Origin of the sequence: Maribacter sp. HS, assembly GCF_048059195.1 — a bacterium.
GTDB classification, from domain to species: Bacteria; Bacteroidota; Bacteroidia; order Flavobacteriales; family Flavobacteriaceae; genus Maribacter; species Maribacter dokdonensis.
This window is the reverse complement of record NZ_JAYLVV010000004.1, coordinates 135,057-150,616: the sequence shown is the minus strand read 5'-3', so window position 1 is coordinate 150,616 and position 15,560 is coordinate 135,057. Positions and strand designations below refer to the sequence as shown.

Here is a 15,560-nt window from a genome sequence, read left to right as displayed (position 1 = left end):
ACTTAAGCTTTAGCGGTTTTGTTTCTTGTTCTTCTTTTTTCTGCCCATGCAATTGCGTGCTTGTCCAATTTAACGGTCAAGAAACGCATAACACGTTCATCTCTTCTAAATTCCTGCTCGTAAGGTGATACTACCTCACCATCGCTAGTGAATTCAAACAAGTGGTAAAAGCCACTCTTTTTGTTTTGAATAGGATAAGCTAATTTCTTTAGCCCCCAATTCTCTTTAGCTACCATTTTGGCGCCATTGTTAATTAAGAAATCTTCAAATTTCTTAACTGTTTCCTCTATCTGAACATCAGATAGAACGGGATTCAAAATGAAAACAGTTTCGTAATGGTTCATATTATATTTGTTTTTAAGGAGTGCAAAAATAGATATTTTTTTAAAATAAATATAAGAAATGCAAATATTCTTCGTTATTGAATGGTATTAACATTTAAAAATTAAACCAAATCTTAAATATATCATCATTACCAATTACACGATCAACAGCGCATTGTTCACATCTTTTGTTGCAGTTCAGCATGTTTTTTCGGTTCTTTGTCGATGATTTAACCCCACAAATCAACCCTTATGAAGTTAAGAAGTATCATCGTTGACGACTCATCTATGCAAAGGATGGCCGTTGCCAAGTTGGTAAACAATCATCCAAATTTAACTATGGTAGCTGAATATAGTAATGCTATCGAAGCTAAAAATGGAATCAAGAACCATGAGATAGATCTTATATTCCTTGATGTTGAAATGCCAATTATTACAGGATTCGACCTACTCGAGTCACTAGAAAACAGTCCTCAGGTAATTTTAATTACCGGTAAACCTGATTATGCCCTTAAAGCATTTGATTATGATGTAACGGATTATTTACATAAACCGATTACCATGGCACGTTTTGATGCTTCTGTAAAAAGAGCCGTTGCCAATTACGAACAAATGCATAGAGTCAATGAAGACGAAGAGCATATTTTTGTAAAAAGTAACCTCAAGAAAAGAAAGGTCATTTTAAATGATATTAAGTGGATCGAAGCTCTTGGTGACTATATTAAGTTGGTAACAGACGAAGCTAATATTGTAATCTTATCAACAATGAAGTCTTTTGAAAAGCAATTGCCAGAAGATAAGTTTTTAAGAATTCACAAATCATATATCATTAACCTAGAAAAGGTTGAAAAATTCAACAGTAAAAATGTTGAAGTTAGCGGTAGATCAATTCCGTTAAGTAGAAATAAGAAAACAGAACTTGCCGAAGCGCTTAGTAACGTATAATATATGGTATAATTTTACTCTCAAAAAAAGACCGCTGATCAGCGGTCTTTTTTTATATATGGTCTACATTATAAATAACCCGAACACTTCTATACATAGCTACAGATTTAAATGACTTCTCTATTCTTCTAATATTCGCTTTTGTCTGCACCAAAGAATTTGCCTTTTGAACCTTTACTACTATATGCTTTAAGTACTGATTTCTAATTCTTGCTACCGGTGGGTATTCCGGTCCTAATACCGTACCGCCAAAATTGGTACGCAATGCACTTGTAAACCAATCTGCAGCCTCATTAAGCACATTGTAGTTTTTATGCTTGAACGTTACTTTTATAATTCTATTTACGGGCGGGTATTTAAACTGTTCTCGCTCATATAGCTGTTCTTTATACATATTTACGTAATCACCCGTTGTCACCTGTTTTAATATTTGATGGTACGGATTATAGGTTTGTATTAAAACCTTTCCCCTTTTCTTGGTTCGCCCTGCCCTACCTGATACTTGAGTTAACAATTGATAGGTTTTTTCATGCGCTCTATAATCAGGGAAATTCAATAATGAATCTGCATTCATTACCCCAACCAAATTCACATTTCTAAAATCCAGGCCTTTGGTCAGCATTTGGGTACCCACCAAAATATCCAGCTCTTGTTGCTCAAAGGCATTAATTATCTTTTCATAACCATATTTGCCACGAGTAGTATCCAAATCCATTCTCCCTACCTTGGCCTCTGGAAATAACTCCTTAACTTCCTTTTCTATTTGTTCGGTGCCAAATCCTTTGGTATCCAATTCTGGACTACCACAAGCAAAGCAAGCTTCTGGTAATGCCGTATGATGACCGCAATAATGACAGCGTAATTGGTTCCTATATTGATGGTAGGTTAAACTTACATCACAATTTGGACATTGGGGAGAATGACCACATGTTAAACACTCCATCAATGGTGCAAACCCCCTTCTATTTTGAAAAAGTATGATTTGAGAACCCTCCTTTAGGGTTTCTTCCATCTCCAAAAAAAGACGTTCAGAAAAATGTCCTTTCATTTTTCTTTTCCTTTGCGCTTCTTTTATATCAACCAATTCCATATCTGGCATAAGCACATTGCCATAACGCCTGGTAATTTCAGCATAACCATATTTACCGGTTTGGGTATTGTAATAACTCTCTACACTGGGCGTTGCAGAACCCAATAAAATATTCGCTTTATGAAAATGCCCTAAAACAATAGCCGCATCTCTTGCATGATATCTTGGTGCCGGATCAAATTGCTTAAATGAACTCTCATGCTCCTCATCAACAATTATAAGCCCCAACTTACTAAAGGGCAGATACATTGCCGATCTTGCACCAATTACAAGCTGAGCCTTGGGTTTAGACTGTAATACATTTTGCCAAACCTCTACCCTTTCCTGTACATTATATTTTGAATGATATATGGCTATTTTCTCACCAAAATATTCTTGGAGTCTACTAATAAGCTGAGTAGTTAACGCTATTTCCGGTAACAGATACAATGCTTGCAAGCCTTTTTCCAGACATTCTTCAATCAATTTCACATAAACTTCAGTCTTACCGGAGGAAGTCACACCTTTTAACAACGTAACCTTACCCGCCTCAAAAGAAGATTTGATATCAGCTAAAGCCGCTTCTTGATATTCATTTAAATCTTTAGACTCAGAATTATCATTTTCCCCTTCATAATTTACTCGGTCGGTCTTAATAAAGTACTCTTCTAAAATTCCCTTATCAACTAATGATTTTATTACCGCTTTTGAAGAATTGCTAGCTTTCTCTAACTCAGAAACCTTAATAGGTTTTTGACTTTTGCCTTGCAATTGAAACAATGACAAAACCACCTGGCTTTGTTTTGGCGCCCTGGTCAATGAATTTAAAAGTTCTTCTAATTTTTGATCGGATATATGCTCAGCACCTAATTTAACGTACCTGACCAATTTAGGTTTATATTGCTCATACACCTCTTCTTTCAGTACGATTACGTTTTTATCTAGTAACCTTTGCAATATGGGCAATACATTTTTACGCTCTATGATTGCCGATACTTCTTGAACCTTTAAAATAGATTGATGCTGAAGTGCCTCGAAAACCAAAAACTCATCATCTAAAAGTTCATTTTCATCAATTTCATATGCGGTATTCCTCAGTATCAAAGTCTCACTTTCCAATAGAAAAGCTCCCGGCAAAGCACTGCGTACTACTTCTCCTAGCGTACACATATAGTAAGAAGCTATCCACTCCCAATGTTTTAGTTGAACAGGGGTAACAATTGGGTAATCATCTAATATTTCATGAATTTCCTTTGCTTCATATGCCTCTGGCGGATTCTGATGTACGCTATTGATGATTGCAGTATAAATCTTAGATTTCCCAAAGGGAACCGCCACACGCATACCTGGCTGTAAAACCAATGCTTCTTCATCAGAAATAGCATAAGTAAAACTACGCTCTAAAGGTATTGGCAATATTACATTAACAAAGTTCAACATCACTATCCTTGCACCCGTAACCATGTTTGGGTTCTATAGATAAAAGCCAAATACCCCCTAACCTTTAATTCATCTGGATTATCTGGGTTCAACCATATTTTAAAACGAAAGGTCATTGCTTGTTCTGGATCAAACAATCTTTTTCCCTTCCATTCACCATCATTATTTTTTTCGCCACCAGTAATAATCTCCATTCCTTTTACGGGCTTATCCTTTAAATCCCCATCACATTTATCACAAACCTTATTTTCTTTTCCCTCTTCTAGAATATCAACCACCTTACCATACATTAATCCATCTTTTTCATAGATTTTAATAAGGCCTTTTGGTTTACCCGTACGATCATCTATGGTTTTCCACGTTCCAAATACAGATTGTGCAGAAATACTCATAGAAATAAATAATGTAAAGAAAATGCTTAATTGTACGGTTTTGTCTATCATTCTTTTTTTGTGATTTTACGTAATGTATTGAGTGATGCATTCAGCTCAAACCCAAGTAGCAATATATTAGAATTTAACCAGATGTATACCATTAAAATCAATAATCCTCCTAATGCCCCATACAATTCATTGTATCTAGCGAATTTTTCAACATAAATACCAAAGAGATATGATGTAATTAAAAATAATATAGTGGTCATTAATGCCCCTACAGAGAAAAATTTTGCCTGCTTACCCTCTCTGGTTCCAAAATAATACAGAATAGCCGTTGTAAAATATGATAGAATGATAAAGAAAAGCACTTTGGCGATCTGCACCCCTATTACCTCGTCTTCGCCTAAAATATAGCCTCCTTGCTTTGCCGCAAACTCAGATAGGTAGCCAAGCACGTAGAATTCAAAATAAATGAAAGCTACAAAACCTACAATAATTAGGATAGCCAATATTAACCCTACCATTAAAGCATATAGATATTGTCTAAAAAAATGGCGCGTAAGTTCTATATGATATGAAGTTTCAAACCCTCCAAAAATAGAATTCACCCCATTTGCTATTAAAAAAATGGATAACAAAAATGCCGAAGACAATAGACCTCCACGCTTTTGATCTTTAATCTGAGTAAACACTTCTCCAAAATAATCACCTGTTGCACTTGGTAAAAACGACTCTAAGAACAATTGAAACTGAACATCGAAATCACCATGCTCAATACTAATGTACGACACTAAGAACGGCACCAACGTTACCATAAATATGATCAATGGAAACAATGCCATAAATAAACTGAAGGCAATTGCACTGGCTCTCGTAGACAGTGTACCTTTTAAAACCCCCAAAACATACATTTCTAAAAGGTCGTAAATAGAAAGCCCTTCAAATCCTGGTAACCTGATTTGTTTTAAAAATCTGACCACCCAATTTACAACAGGTATTTTTTCAAGTTTCTCTTCGACCTCTAAAGACATCTACACGGCTTTTAAGCTCAAATCTAAGTTATAAACGGAATGTGTTAACGCTCCTGACGAAATAAAATCTACACCACATTCCGCATATTCACGTATGGTCTTTTCATTAATACCTCCAGAGGACTCGGTCAAACAAGTATCACCAATCAATTGGACCGCTTTACGGGTATCTTCATAATTAAAATTATCTATCAAAATACGATATACACCTTCTGACTGTAGAATCTCTTTAATTTCCCCTAAATCTCTCGCCTCAACAATAATTTTTAAATCGCGACCGGTCTCTTTTAAGTAATTTTTGGTTTTTTCTATTGCCTTTGTAATGCCACCAGCAAAATCAATATGATTATCTTTCAACATGATCATATCATATAAAGCAAACCTATGATTTTCACCACCACCTATTTTCACTGCCCATTTTTCTAAAGCCCGTATACCCGGTGTTGTTTTTCTGGTATCAAGAATTTTTGTTCCCGTACCCTTTAATAAATTGACGAACATATTGGTTTTGGTAGCAATAGCGCTCATTCTTTGCATGGCATTAAGCACAAGGCGCTCAGCCTTTAAAATGCTTTGAGAGCTTCCTTCTACATAAAACACAATATCACCATGTTTTACCGGAGAACCATCTTTGATCAATACTTCTATCTTTAAATTGGGATCTACAAAATAAAAAACAAGTTCAGCAAAATCTACTCCGGCAATAATACCTTCATCTTTAACCAGCAATTTTGCTTTGCCAGTTGCACTATCCGGTATACACGCCAGCGAACTGTGGTCGCCATCACCAACATCTTCACGAATGGCATTTGCTATGATTAATTTTATCTCTTCTTTAAACTGGTCTTCTGAAATCATATATTTAAAATCTATTGTATTGCTAATTTACAAATCCATTTGCGAAATTGATTTACTTTTGACATATGACTATAAAACTTTTAGCCATTGGCAAGACCGACAGCGGTCAATTACAAGAGCTTATTGAAGTATATGAAAAGCGATTACAGCATTATGTAAATTTTGAAATAGACATTATACCCGATCTTAAGAAAACCAAAAACTTGTCTGAAGACCAACAAAAAGAAAAAGAAGGTGAGCTTATTCTGAAAAAATTAGCACCTACCGATGTTCTTGTTCTTTTTGATGAAAAAGGAAAACAATTCAGTTCTGTTGAGTTTTCTCAATATCTACAGAAAAAAATGAACTCTGGTATAAAACAGTTGGTCTTTTTAATTGGAGGGCCATATGGATTTAGCAATGCTGTGTACGCCAAGGCATCTGGTAAAATTAGTCTATCAAAAATGACCTTTTCTCACCAAATGGTTCGCCTGTTCATTACCGAGCAAGTATATAGGGCATTTACCATTCTAAAAAATGAACCATATCATCACAGATAATTGTGAATCGCCATTAATCAAGCTTGTTTTTCAAGGGATTTCACCATATTATCTGAAACTCCCTCTAAATCCGTAAGCTCTTCCATTAAATATGAAATAAGCTCTTCTTTATGCGCCGTATTCTTTTCAATTTTTAGCACATGGTTGTAATTTTTGATATTCTTCATGTGCGATTGAAAAGCATGTGTTTGGTGCCAATTGATTTCTTTTAACTTCTGATTTTGAATAGCCATTTTCTTTATGGACGGATTGATAAAGAAAAATATTTCAATAATTAATATGATCAAAGAAAAAACCGCCAACTCCAATTCAATGATCATCAACGTCTTTATATCTTCTTCGGATGCTTTCTGAAATTGACCAACAATGGTATCCATCAAAACCAAAAACTTATCCGTTTCAGCAGACAGTTTTTCCATATCTACAGTCTGCAGTTGATTGAAGTCATCTAAAGTTTCAATGATATAGTTTAAATGCGGCTGCAGAAGATCAAAATTTTTCTGAATTTCCTCATTGTTCAATTCAGGAATGCCTGTAGCCTCATTCCCAATTTGCAAAGCAATATTTGCATTGGCCAATTTATTCATTGCTAAACGCAACTTACTATAATCACATGTGCCATACTTACATTCGTAAACATGTTTCATTATTGATTGCGATAACATTCTTTGCCTACCCGCCTCATTGATCCTAAGAGAGTCTTGACGTTGTCTTGACAAAGAATATTGAATAATTGACTGTATTAATATTGTTAATATTATCACTGTAAAGACCAGTAGATAATAATTATTAAAATTTTTATTAGATTTTAGTTTCGACAAAATCTTTTCAAACATAACTAAAGATATTTCCTACAAAATAACATGTATCTATACCATAACTATTTTATGTAAAAAATGTTGTAAAAAATTTGAATAACACAAACAAAAAAAGCGCAAGTAGTTAAACCTGCACTTTTTTATATATACTTTTTAAATGTATAAAGCTTTCGCTAACGAATACTAGTACAACACCCTAAATTTAATAGTGTTCTCTACTTTCTTTAATTCTTTGATCACTTCTTTATTATACTCCTTGTCCAGATCGGTAATTACGTAACCCACCTCATTATCCGTAGAAAGGTATTGACTATTAATATTCAGTTCGTACTGCGCCAAAACCTTATTAATTTTCGCCATGATACCCGGCACATTTTTATGAATATGCAAGAACCTGTGCGATTTGTTTTGCTTTGGCAAACGAATATTAGGGAAGTTTACTGCATCTACAGTATTACCAGAATTAATGTAATCCATGATCTTATTAGGTACAAAATCCGCAATATCTCTTTGAGCTTCTTCTGTACTACCACCTACATGAGGAGTAAGAATTACATTGGGAAAACCTTGTAATTTGGTCTTAAAGTCTCCGTTACTTCTTGGCTCGTCTGGATAAACATCTATAGCCGCACCACCTACTTGACCAGATTTTAAGCTTTCTGCCAACGCATCAATATCAACAACAAACCCACGGGAAAGGTTGATTAGCATGGCTCCTTTTTTCATTTGGTTCAATTCACGCTCACCAATGAAGTTCTTGTTTGCCTTATTGTCGTCTATATGCAAAGTAACAACATCAGAAACACTTAATAAATCCTCTAAGGAATTACACTTAACCGCATTACCTAGAGCCAACTTATCATCTACATCATAGTAATAAACGCGCATACCCATTGCCTCGGCCAATACAGATAATTGCTTACCAATGTTACCGTAACCTACAATACCTAAGTTCTTACCACGAACCTCGCGAGAACCAGCAGCCGTCTTCTGCCATTGACCTTCATGTATTTCCCTGCTACGGTCAAAAACACTTCTCATCAACATGATAATTTCACCTATAGCCAATTCTACTACAGACCTAGTATTGCTATAAGGCGCATTAAATGCAACAACACCTTTTTTCTTGGCAGTTTCAAGATCTATTTGCGTAGTACCTATACAAAAAGCACCAACCACCAATAACTTATCGGCTGCGTCTAAAACAGCTTTTGTTACTTGGGTCTTAGAACGGATACCAAGCACGTGAACGCCCTTTATCTTTTCTATCAGCTCTTCTTCTGGCAAGCTATGCTTGATCAGCTCAACGGAGAAACCGTCTTCTGACAAATTATCAAATGCAGCTGTGTGCACATTTTCTAATAAAAGGACCTTAATCCTATTCTTTGGGTACGAGATATTTCTTGGCAACTTGTTCACAAATAAAAATTCATCTAAACTTGGTGTAACATAATCCGCATTGTTAGCGGCTTTTTCTCTATGCACATTTTCGGTATAAGCAAAAAACTTGTCTGCTATACCCGCTTCGCGCATTACATAATCACTATAACCATCTCCAATAACCTGAACTTCTCCGTCCAAATTCATCTGTTTTAGGCAATCAATTTTACCATTATGCTGAGACAGTACATTTTTTTCATCAAAACCGATGATATTACCTTCTTCATCAAATTTAAACGTATTTGCAAAAACACGCTCAGAAGGTATATTATATTCTTTTACAATGGGGTCTATAAACTCTTTAAAACCACAAGATATTACATAAATATCATCTGCATATTTTTCAAAAAACTCCTTATTGGCCGCAATAGATTTAGAAATTTTATTTCTAAGGTTTTCTACCAAACCATCTAAATCTTCCTTTTTGGCATGTAACAACTTAATACGACGCTCTAAAGACTCAGTAAACGAAATATCACCATCTATACCTAAATTGGTGATTTTCTGAATTTCTTGAATAACCTCCTCTTTATTGGATCTTCCCTCTAAAGTCATTTCTGCAAGTACATCTAGAGCCTCTACCCTTGTTAATGTACTATCGAAATCAAAAACATATTTTCTACTTACTTCTACCATCATTTTCTTTTGGTTAGATAGGAATATTAGTTTCTAAAAATAAGAAGCAAAAGTAAAAATTTAATTTATCCTGATATGTGATATTTTGTAAATAAAACAAAAAGGATATGTTATGATGTAAATTAACAAAATACCCCCATTTATTCCAAAAACCGAATTATGGAATTTGAAAACGCCGCAGTCTTATATGTGCCATTATGATCACCGGGGACTTTCTCCAATTTACCTTTAACAAAGCTATTTTTTAAGTCTTCTGCACTTCCGTTATCCAAATCGTCCGTGCCGGATATCACCAAAATTTCAATGACCAATTCATTTAGCTCTTTTACAGAAGTTACAGGTTGATATTTTTGTTGTAAATAGAGTGAGCGAAAATCAGCATTTATGGACTTTGCATAATCTACCGCGCCTTTGGTGAGTTGGTTCACTCCACCCTTGAAAGCGTTAGCGAACATTATTTTTCTATCCCATTCAGGATTTGTAAAATCTATGCCCATGCCACCTAAAACCGCTTTTTCAATACGATCATCCTCTGTTAATAGTTTCGCTAAAACAATACTTCCTCTTGAATAGCCTACCGCCTTGTATTTTTCAACTTTTAGGCGATTCATTAATAACACCAAATCCTTAATCTCTGCTCCATTCCCATATGCCCCTTCATCTTTAGGTTTATCAGAATCTCCGTTACCTCTTAAATCTGGAATGATCACCCTGTATCCCGTATTGATCAATTGTTGTTTAAGTACAGTATTGTCCCAAGATTTTCTAGAATTTAAAAATCCATGTAGCAGCAATATCGGTTCACCGTAACCTTCATCCGTATAGGCAATTTTAACTCCATCAAAAGATTCAAATGTGTTTACTTGAGCCGTTGTTTTTTGCACAAACGCAATGACAAGAAGACAGCTTATTAAATGCTTTTTAAACATCGGTGTTTAGTTAAGAAACGTATAGTAAGCCAGCTAAAATTGCTAGACCAAAACTTACTAATGTCCCTATTAAAATATATTCCGTTAGCTTTCTATTGTTTCGTTCTTTTAAATCATTAAACCTAAAAACAGATTTAGCGGCTATTAATAAGCCGATAACTTCCCACCTACCAATTACTATAAATATCAACACAAACAGTCTTTCAATAATTCCAATATACTTACCGGCATTTGGCAAAGATTTATGATCAGTTTCAATTTGGTTGGACATGCCTTCTAAAATCTTTCCCATTATTATTGAAGTCGGAAATGTCACAAATACTATTGCCGTAATTAAATACCAATCTAAATTTTCAAAAAGAGCCAAGGTATGCGCATACAGATCAGCATAAAAAGCACAACAGTAAAGCACTATAATATGTAATGCCTGGTCTATAAAAAATGGAATACTTTTATTCTTGAACATGTCATTGGCATATAACTTCAACAAGTCGATTATAAAATGTAGTACCGCTACCGTAGCCGCTATTTTCCAAAGTGACAAATTCCACAACACCAGCATATACAATACAAAATGTAAAAGCACATGCAAATACAAAAACTTAGATGTTATTTTATTGGATTGTTTGTGGAGTACCCATCGTGTAGGTTGTAAAATAAAGTCTCCGACCAAGTGGGCCAGTAGTAGTTTAATAAAAATCAACATATTTATTCAGTGGTAATTAATTCTTTATAATATGCCAAGACTTCTAAAACCAAGTCTAACCTTGCCCTTTTTAGCCTTTGACTTACTGCCGATTGTTTTATACCTAACATTTGTGCCACCTCTTTTTGCGAAGAATGCGGATTATCGAGCACTAAGGTGACAATTTCTGCGGAAACCACACTCCAATCATCCATAAAGTCCAAAGCCAAGCGCAACATTAAATTTAACGTTCTATCATTTTTAGCATCACCGGTAGCTATGCTTAGGTTTACCTTACTTTCTTTAAGTGTTTCAAAATTTCTTCCCGATCTTTGGTATGCCGGACCGTTAGATTCCGTTACTCCTGTACCAATATATGTTTCTAAGCCAATACCTATACCCATTCTTACATCTAAACCTTTTATGGTTTTAAGCATAGATTTAATACGTATTGCCGTAAATAAAGCATTCTTTTCAGTAACCTTTAGCTGAAATTCGTCTCCGCGATAAATCTCCCAATTCATTGGCGATTCGCCAAATTGGTTGAAATAATTCTTCAACATACCAATCCATTCAGAACTAGGATGATTTTCAGAATTAATTATATCGCCAGTAATTATAGCTATCATGATTATTAGTTAAAATGCTAATATATTAAATTATAAGCTAATTAATTAATATTTGCTGTTATTAGGTAATTCAGTAATCCAAATACAGGAATAACTCCCTCAAAACCAACGCCTTGTTAAGATACAATAATCTTTGAAGGAACGCCCAAATTTGTTCAAGAGAATTTGCTCTTCGGGAATAATTTGAAAACGATTCATATAGGCTACAAAACCAGCAGCAACCAACGTATTAAAAGCATTGCCCAAAAATATACCCAATGCCAATAAAATCAGTAACAAGGCCAAATACATTGGGTTTCTAGAAAATTTAAATACTCCGCTAACTACCAAACTTTGTGCCTTATAAGGTTTTGTTGGGTCTACCGTGGTTTTTGCCAATTTAAATTGTATCAGTGCCAAAAGGGCAATTACCATACCTATACCCACTAAAAACTTAGCCAACATTAGTCTACCAAAGAAATCAAAATAGCCAATAGGCAGTAATAAATCCAACAAATACATTATTGAACCAAAACATAAAAACACAATTACCGGCGGCACTTTTAATTCCATTTTATAAAATTACTACTTTTGATACTGAAAATTATCATACTAGATTTCAAATTGTTCCCATGAAGCTTGTTTTTGCCACCCACAACCCTAACAAATTAAAAGAAGTTCAACAGATGGTGCCCGATCATATTGAACTCATTAATTTAGAAACCATAGGTTGTACGACCAACATACCAGAAACCGCCAATACATTAGAAGGTAATGCAAAAATCAAAGCAGACTTTGTAACCAATACGTACCAATTATCTTGTTTTGCAGATGATACGGGACTACTTGTAGAGGCCCTTGACGGTGAACCAGGTGTTTATTCCGCTCGTTATGCCGGCGAACAAAATGATGCTGATGCCAACATGAACAAATTACTAGATAATTTGAAAAATGAACAAAACCGTACCGCCCATTTCAAGACGGTAATAGCTTTAAACCTAAATGGTAAAACCCATATATTTGAAGGAAAAATAGAAGGTGTAATTACAGAAAACAAACGAGGTGATAACGGTTTTGGCTATGACCCCATTTTTCAACCCAATGGATATGATAAAACCTTTGCAGAATTGCCTTTATCCATTAAGAACAACATAAGCCATAGAGCAAAGGCATTTAAAAAATTGATAGATTATTTAAACACTACACATGTTACAGGGTAAAAACAATAAAGAAACAGTAGAAGTATCGGTTGCATCTGAACGTGCAGAAGCTATTGGTGGCGTTCTAATTGCTTTGTTTGCTGCCCTAATGGCCATATCACAAATGGTGAACGGCGAGCTAGAGGAAGAAATGATGATAGCCCATAACAATGTAGTAAGCTATTCTAGCTGGTATCAATCTAAAAGCATCAAAGAAAGTTTAAAAGAAAGTGAGCTAGATTATTTGCATGCCCTAATTGAAAGTGGTATTGTTTCTGGTGACAAAACCAACTTAATTGAACAAAAAATTTCTGTAGTCGAAAAAAAAATAGAAAAGTATGATGCTGAAAAAACCGAGATTCTTTTAGGTTCATCACAAGTAGGAAAAGAAAATTGGGTACAGGACATTGAAGGTGAAATGGGTAAAATAACCGGAGTAAAAGAATGGGAACAATTGACCCAAACCTATGACTACGCTACCAAGAAATTTGATTATGCCCTCCTATTCTTTCAAATATGTATAGTACTTGGCGCCGTATGTATCATCATTTATGATAGCCCCGCACTGCAAAAAGGGTTAATTGTACTTATGATCATCTTCGGTATAATTGGCACTTTTCTTTCCATTTATGGGTATACTTTGGCTCCATAACATAACTTTTCAATTAAATTATACTGAACCAAATATTAGCAGTACCTTTGCCGCTTAATTAACGCCGCTGGTATAGCATGTGTTGCGCTGAGTCTAAATAGGTTATAAACGATAATCGCTCTATGCAACATTCATATTTGCGATTTAGTATAACATATTTATGACAAAGTTTGAAGCACTGGGACTAGAAAAGTCCTTATTAGATGCTATTACTGATATGGGTTTTGAAACCCCATCAGAAGTACAAGAAAAAGCAATCCCAATTTTATTGGAAAGTGAAACCGACCTAGTTGCCCTTGCGCAAACAGGTACCGGTAAAACAGCCGCTTTTGGTTTTCCATTAATTCAAAAAATAGATAGTGACAGTAGAACCACACAAGGTTTAATACTTTCACCTACTCGTGAGCTTTGCTTACAGATCACCAAAGAAATGCAAGCGTATTCTAAATACGAGCGCAATATTAATGTAGTTGCCATTTATGGTGGTGCCAGCATTACAGAACAAGCAAGACAAATAAAAAGGGGGGCTCAAATTATCGTAGCTACACCAGGTAGAATGAAAGATATGATCAGCAGACGCCTTGTTGACATATCTAAAATTGACTACTGTGTACTTGATGAGGCAGATGAAATGTTGAACATGGGCTTTATGGAAGATATCAAAGATATTCTTTCCGGTACACCTAACGACAAATCTACTTGGTTGTTCTCTGCAACAATGCCAAGAGAAGTGGCAACCATTGCCAAAAAATTTATGCACTCTCCTCAAGAGATTACGGTAGGTGCTAAAAATTCTGGTGCTTCAACGGTACAACATGAATATTATGTTGTTGGCGGTAGAGATCGTTATCCTGCACTTAAAAGATTGGCAGATACGAATCCTGATATATTTTCGGTTGTTTTCTGTAGAACAAAACGTGATACTCAAAAAGTAGCTGAGAAATTAATCGAAGATGGTTACAATGCAGGTGCACTACACGGAGATCTAAGCCAAAACCAAAGAGATTTGGTAATGAACTCTTTCCGTAAAAAACAAATTCAGATGTTGGTAGCTACAGACGTTGCTGCCCGTGGTATAGATGTTGATGACATTACACATGTTATCAATTACCAATTGCCAGACGAAATTGAAACCTATACGCACCGTAGCGGTAGAACTGGTAGAGCAGGTAAATCCGGTATCTCTATGGTTATTGTTACACGTAGCGAGCAACGTAAGATCCGTGCTATTGAAAATAAGATCAATCAGAAATTTATATCCAAAAAAATTCCTACGGGAATGGAAATCTGTGAGATTCAGCTATATCACTTAGCAAATAAAATTAAGGACACTAAAGTTAATGACGAAGTAGATACCTACTTGCCCGCAATTAACGATGTTCTTGAAGGTATAGACCGTGAAGAATTGATCAAGAAAATTGTATCTGTAGAATTCACAAGATTCTTCAATTACTATAACAAATCTAAAGATTTAAACTCTTCTGACAGTGGTAGAGATCGTGATAACGGCAAAGCAGAAATACCAACTAGTGGTTCTGTTCGTTATTTCGTGAATGTTGGTGAAAGAGATGGTTACGATTGGATGTCTTTAAAAGACTTCATTAGAGATACCGTTGGCCTAGGTCAAGAAGATGTATTTAAGGTTGATGTTAAGGAGAGTTTTTCTTTCTTCAACACTGAAGCAGAAGTTACTCAACAAATTTTAGACAAGTTTACAGACTTTAAAGTTGACGGACGTTTTGTTAACGTAGAGGTATCCAAAAACCCAGGCGGCGGCGGTGGCGGCCGACGCAGAAGCGGCGGCGGTGGTGGCTTCAAAGGCAAGAGAAATGCTAGAAAAGATGGTGGTTCCCAGTCTAAAGGAAGAAGAAGAGACAGAAGTGAATCTAGCGCTCCAAACTCCGGAAAACGAAGAAGCAACAAAAGAAAAGGTAACTTCTTTTAGTTAATTGTATATTAAAAATACGCTTCGGCGTATTTTTTTTATTTTGTTTGCAACTTAAATTACGCT

The 15,560-nt window shown here is 35.3% G+C and carries 16 protein-coding genes; 5 read left to right on the top strand and 11 right to left on the bottom strand.

The features are described 5' to 3' along the window. Positions 1 to 2: 2 nt before the first annotated feature. Positions 3 to 344, bottom strand: a complete 342-nt coding sequence (gene rpsF, locus VBZ51_RS10020; RefSeq protein ID WP_058103006.1) for a 30S ribosomal protein S6 — start codon at positions 342 to 344, stop codon at positions 3 to 5. 231 nt (positions 345 to 575) lie between these two features. On the opposite strand from rpsF, the gene VBZ51_RS10015 reads away from it, so the two are divergent. Continuing rightward, on the top strand, positions 576 to 1,268 hold the full coding sequence (locus tag VBZ51_RS10015; protein WP_058103007.1) for a LytR/AlgR family response regulator transcription factor: 693 nt from the start codon (positions 576 to 578) through the stop codon (positions 1,266 to 1,268). Positions 1,269 to 1,320: 52 nt separating this feature from the next. On the opposite strand, the gene priA is transcribed toward VBZ51_RS10015, so the two are convergent. The 4 genes from priA to nadC are packed head-to-tail and all read right to left on the bottom strand — an operon-like array spanning position 1,321 to position 6,043. After that, positions 1,321 to 3,777: a replication restart helicase PriA gene (priA, locus tag VBZ51_RS10010; protein WP_416577192.1), complete on the bottom strand. Its 2,457-nt coding sequence runs from the start codon at positions 3,775 to 3,777 to the stop codon at positions 1,321 to 1,323. Positions 3,778 to 3,779: 2 nt separating this feature from the next. Then, positions 3,780 to 4,220: a DUF2147 domain-containing protein gene (locus tag VBZ51_RS10005; RefSeq protein ID WP_416576830.1), complete on the bottom strand. Its 441-nt coding sequence runs from the start codon at positions 4,218 to 4,220 to the stop codon at positions 3,780 to 3,782. Then, positions 4,217 to 5,185, bottom strand: a complete 969-nt coding sequence (locus VBZ51_RS10000; protein ID WP_058103009.1) for a YihY/virulence factor BrkB family protein — start codon at positions 5,183 to 5,185, stop codon at positions 4,217 to 4,219. The genes VBZ51_RS10005 and VBZ51_RS10000 overlap by 4 nt, the downstream gene beginning before the upstream one ends. Continuing rightward, positions 5,186 to 6,043, bottom strand: coding sequence for a carboxylating nicotinate-nucleotide diphosphorylase (nadC, locus tag VBZ51_RS09995; RefSeq protein ID WP_058103010.1), 858 nt, complete (start codon positions 6,041 to 6,043; stop codon positions 5,186 to 5,188). Positions 6,044 to 6,108: 65 nt separating this feature from the next. On the opposite strand from nadC, the gene rlmH reads away from it, so the two are divergent. Beyond that, on the top strand, positions 6,109 to 6,582 hold the full coding sequence (gene rlmH, locus VBZ51_RS09990; RefSeq protein WP_058103011.1) for a 23S rRNA (pseudouridine(1915)-N(3))-methyltransferase RlmH: 474 nt from the start codon (positions 6,109 to 6,111) through the stop codon (positions 6,580 to 6,582). Positions 6,583 to 6,599: 17 nt separating this feature from the next. On the opposite strand, the gene VBZ51_RS09985 is transcribed toward rlmH, so the two are convergent. The 6 genes from VBZ51_RS09985 to VBZ51_RS09960 form a co-directional block, all read right to left on the bottom strand. Continuing rightward, positions 6,600 to 7,418 carry a type IV pili methyl-accepting chemotaxis transducer N-terminal domain-containing protein gene (locus tag VBZ51_RS09985; RefSeq protein WP_083414151.1) on the bottom strand — a complete coding sequence of 273 codons (819 nt, stop codon included), beginning with the start codon at positions 7,416 to 7,418 and terminating at the stop codon, positions 6,600 to 6,602. A gap of 165 nt (positions 7,419 to 7,583) precedes the next feature. Continuing rightward, positions 7,584 to 9,476: a phosphoglycerate dehydrogenase gene (gene serA, locus VBZ51_RS09980; protein WP_416577191.1), complete on the bottom strand. Its 1,893-nt coding sequence runs from the start codon at positions 9,474 to 9,476 to the stop codon at positions 7,584 to 7,586. A gap of 140 nt (positions 9,477 to 9,616) precedes the next feature. Continuing rightward, positions 9,617 to 10,405, bottom strand: a complete 789-nt coding sequence (locus tag VBZ51_RS09975) for an alpha/beta fold hydrolase (protein ID WP_416576829.1) — start codon at positions 10,403 to 10,405, stop codon at positions 9,617 to 9,619. Between the two features lie 10 nt (positions 10,406 to 10,415). Next, positions 10,416 to 11,111: a DUF3307 domain-containing protein gene (locus tag VBZ51_RS09970; RefSeq protein ID WP_416576828.1), complete on the bottom strand. Its 696-nt coding sequence runs from the start codon at positions 11,109 to 11,111 to the stop codon at positions 10,416 to 10,418. 2 nt (positions 11,112 to 11,113) lie between these two features. Continuing rightward, a complete protein-coding gene (locus tag VBZ51_RS09965) occupies positions 11,114 to 11,719 on the bottom strand; it encodes a SatD family protein (RefSeq protein ID WP_058103015.1) in 606 nt (201 codons plus the stop codon). A 99-nt stretch (positions 11,720 to 11,818) separates the two neighbouring features. Next, positions 11,819 to 12,271 (bottom strand): methyltransferase family protein, encoded by a 453-nt coding sequence (locus VBZ51_RS09960; protein WP_416576827.1) that lies wholly within the window; start codon positions 12,269 to 12,271, stop codon positions 11,819 to 11,821. 59 nt (positions 12,272 to 12,330) lie between these two features. Here VBZ51_RS09960 and VBZ51_RS09955 point away from each other — a divergent pair, with 59 nt between their 5' ends. The 3 genes from VBZ51_RS09955 to VBZ51_RS09945 all read left to right on the top strand — a co-directional run bounded on the left by VBZ51_RS09955 (position 12,331) and on the right by VBZ51_RS09945 (position 15,494). Further along, entirely contained in the window at positions 12,331 to 12,918 is a 588-nt protein-coding gene (locus tag VBZ51_RS09955; RefSeq protein WP_286812669.1) for a non-canonical purine NTP diphosphatase, read from the top strand. Then, positions 12,905 to 13,549 carry a DUF4337 domain-containing protein gene (locus VBZ51_RS09950; RefSeq protein WP_071339588.1) on the top strand — a complete coding sequence of 215 codons (645 nt, stop codon included), beginning with the start codon at positions 12,905 to 12,907 and terminating at the stop codon, positions 13,547 to 13,549. The genes VBZ51_RS09955 and VBZ51_RS09950 overlap by 14 nt, the downstream gene beginning before the upstream one ends. Before the next feature lie 160 nt (positions 13,550 to 13,709). Further along, positions 13,710 to 15,494, top strand: a complete 1,785-nt coding sequence (locus VBZ51_RS09945; protein WP_058103018.1) for a DEAD/DEAH box helicase — start codon at positions 13,710 to 13,712, stop codon at positions 15,492 to 15,494. Positions 15,495 to 15,560: the final 66 nt, after the last annotated feature.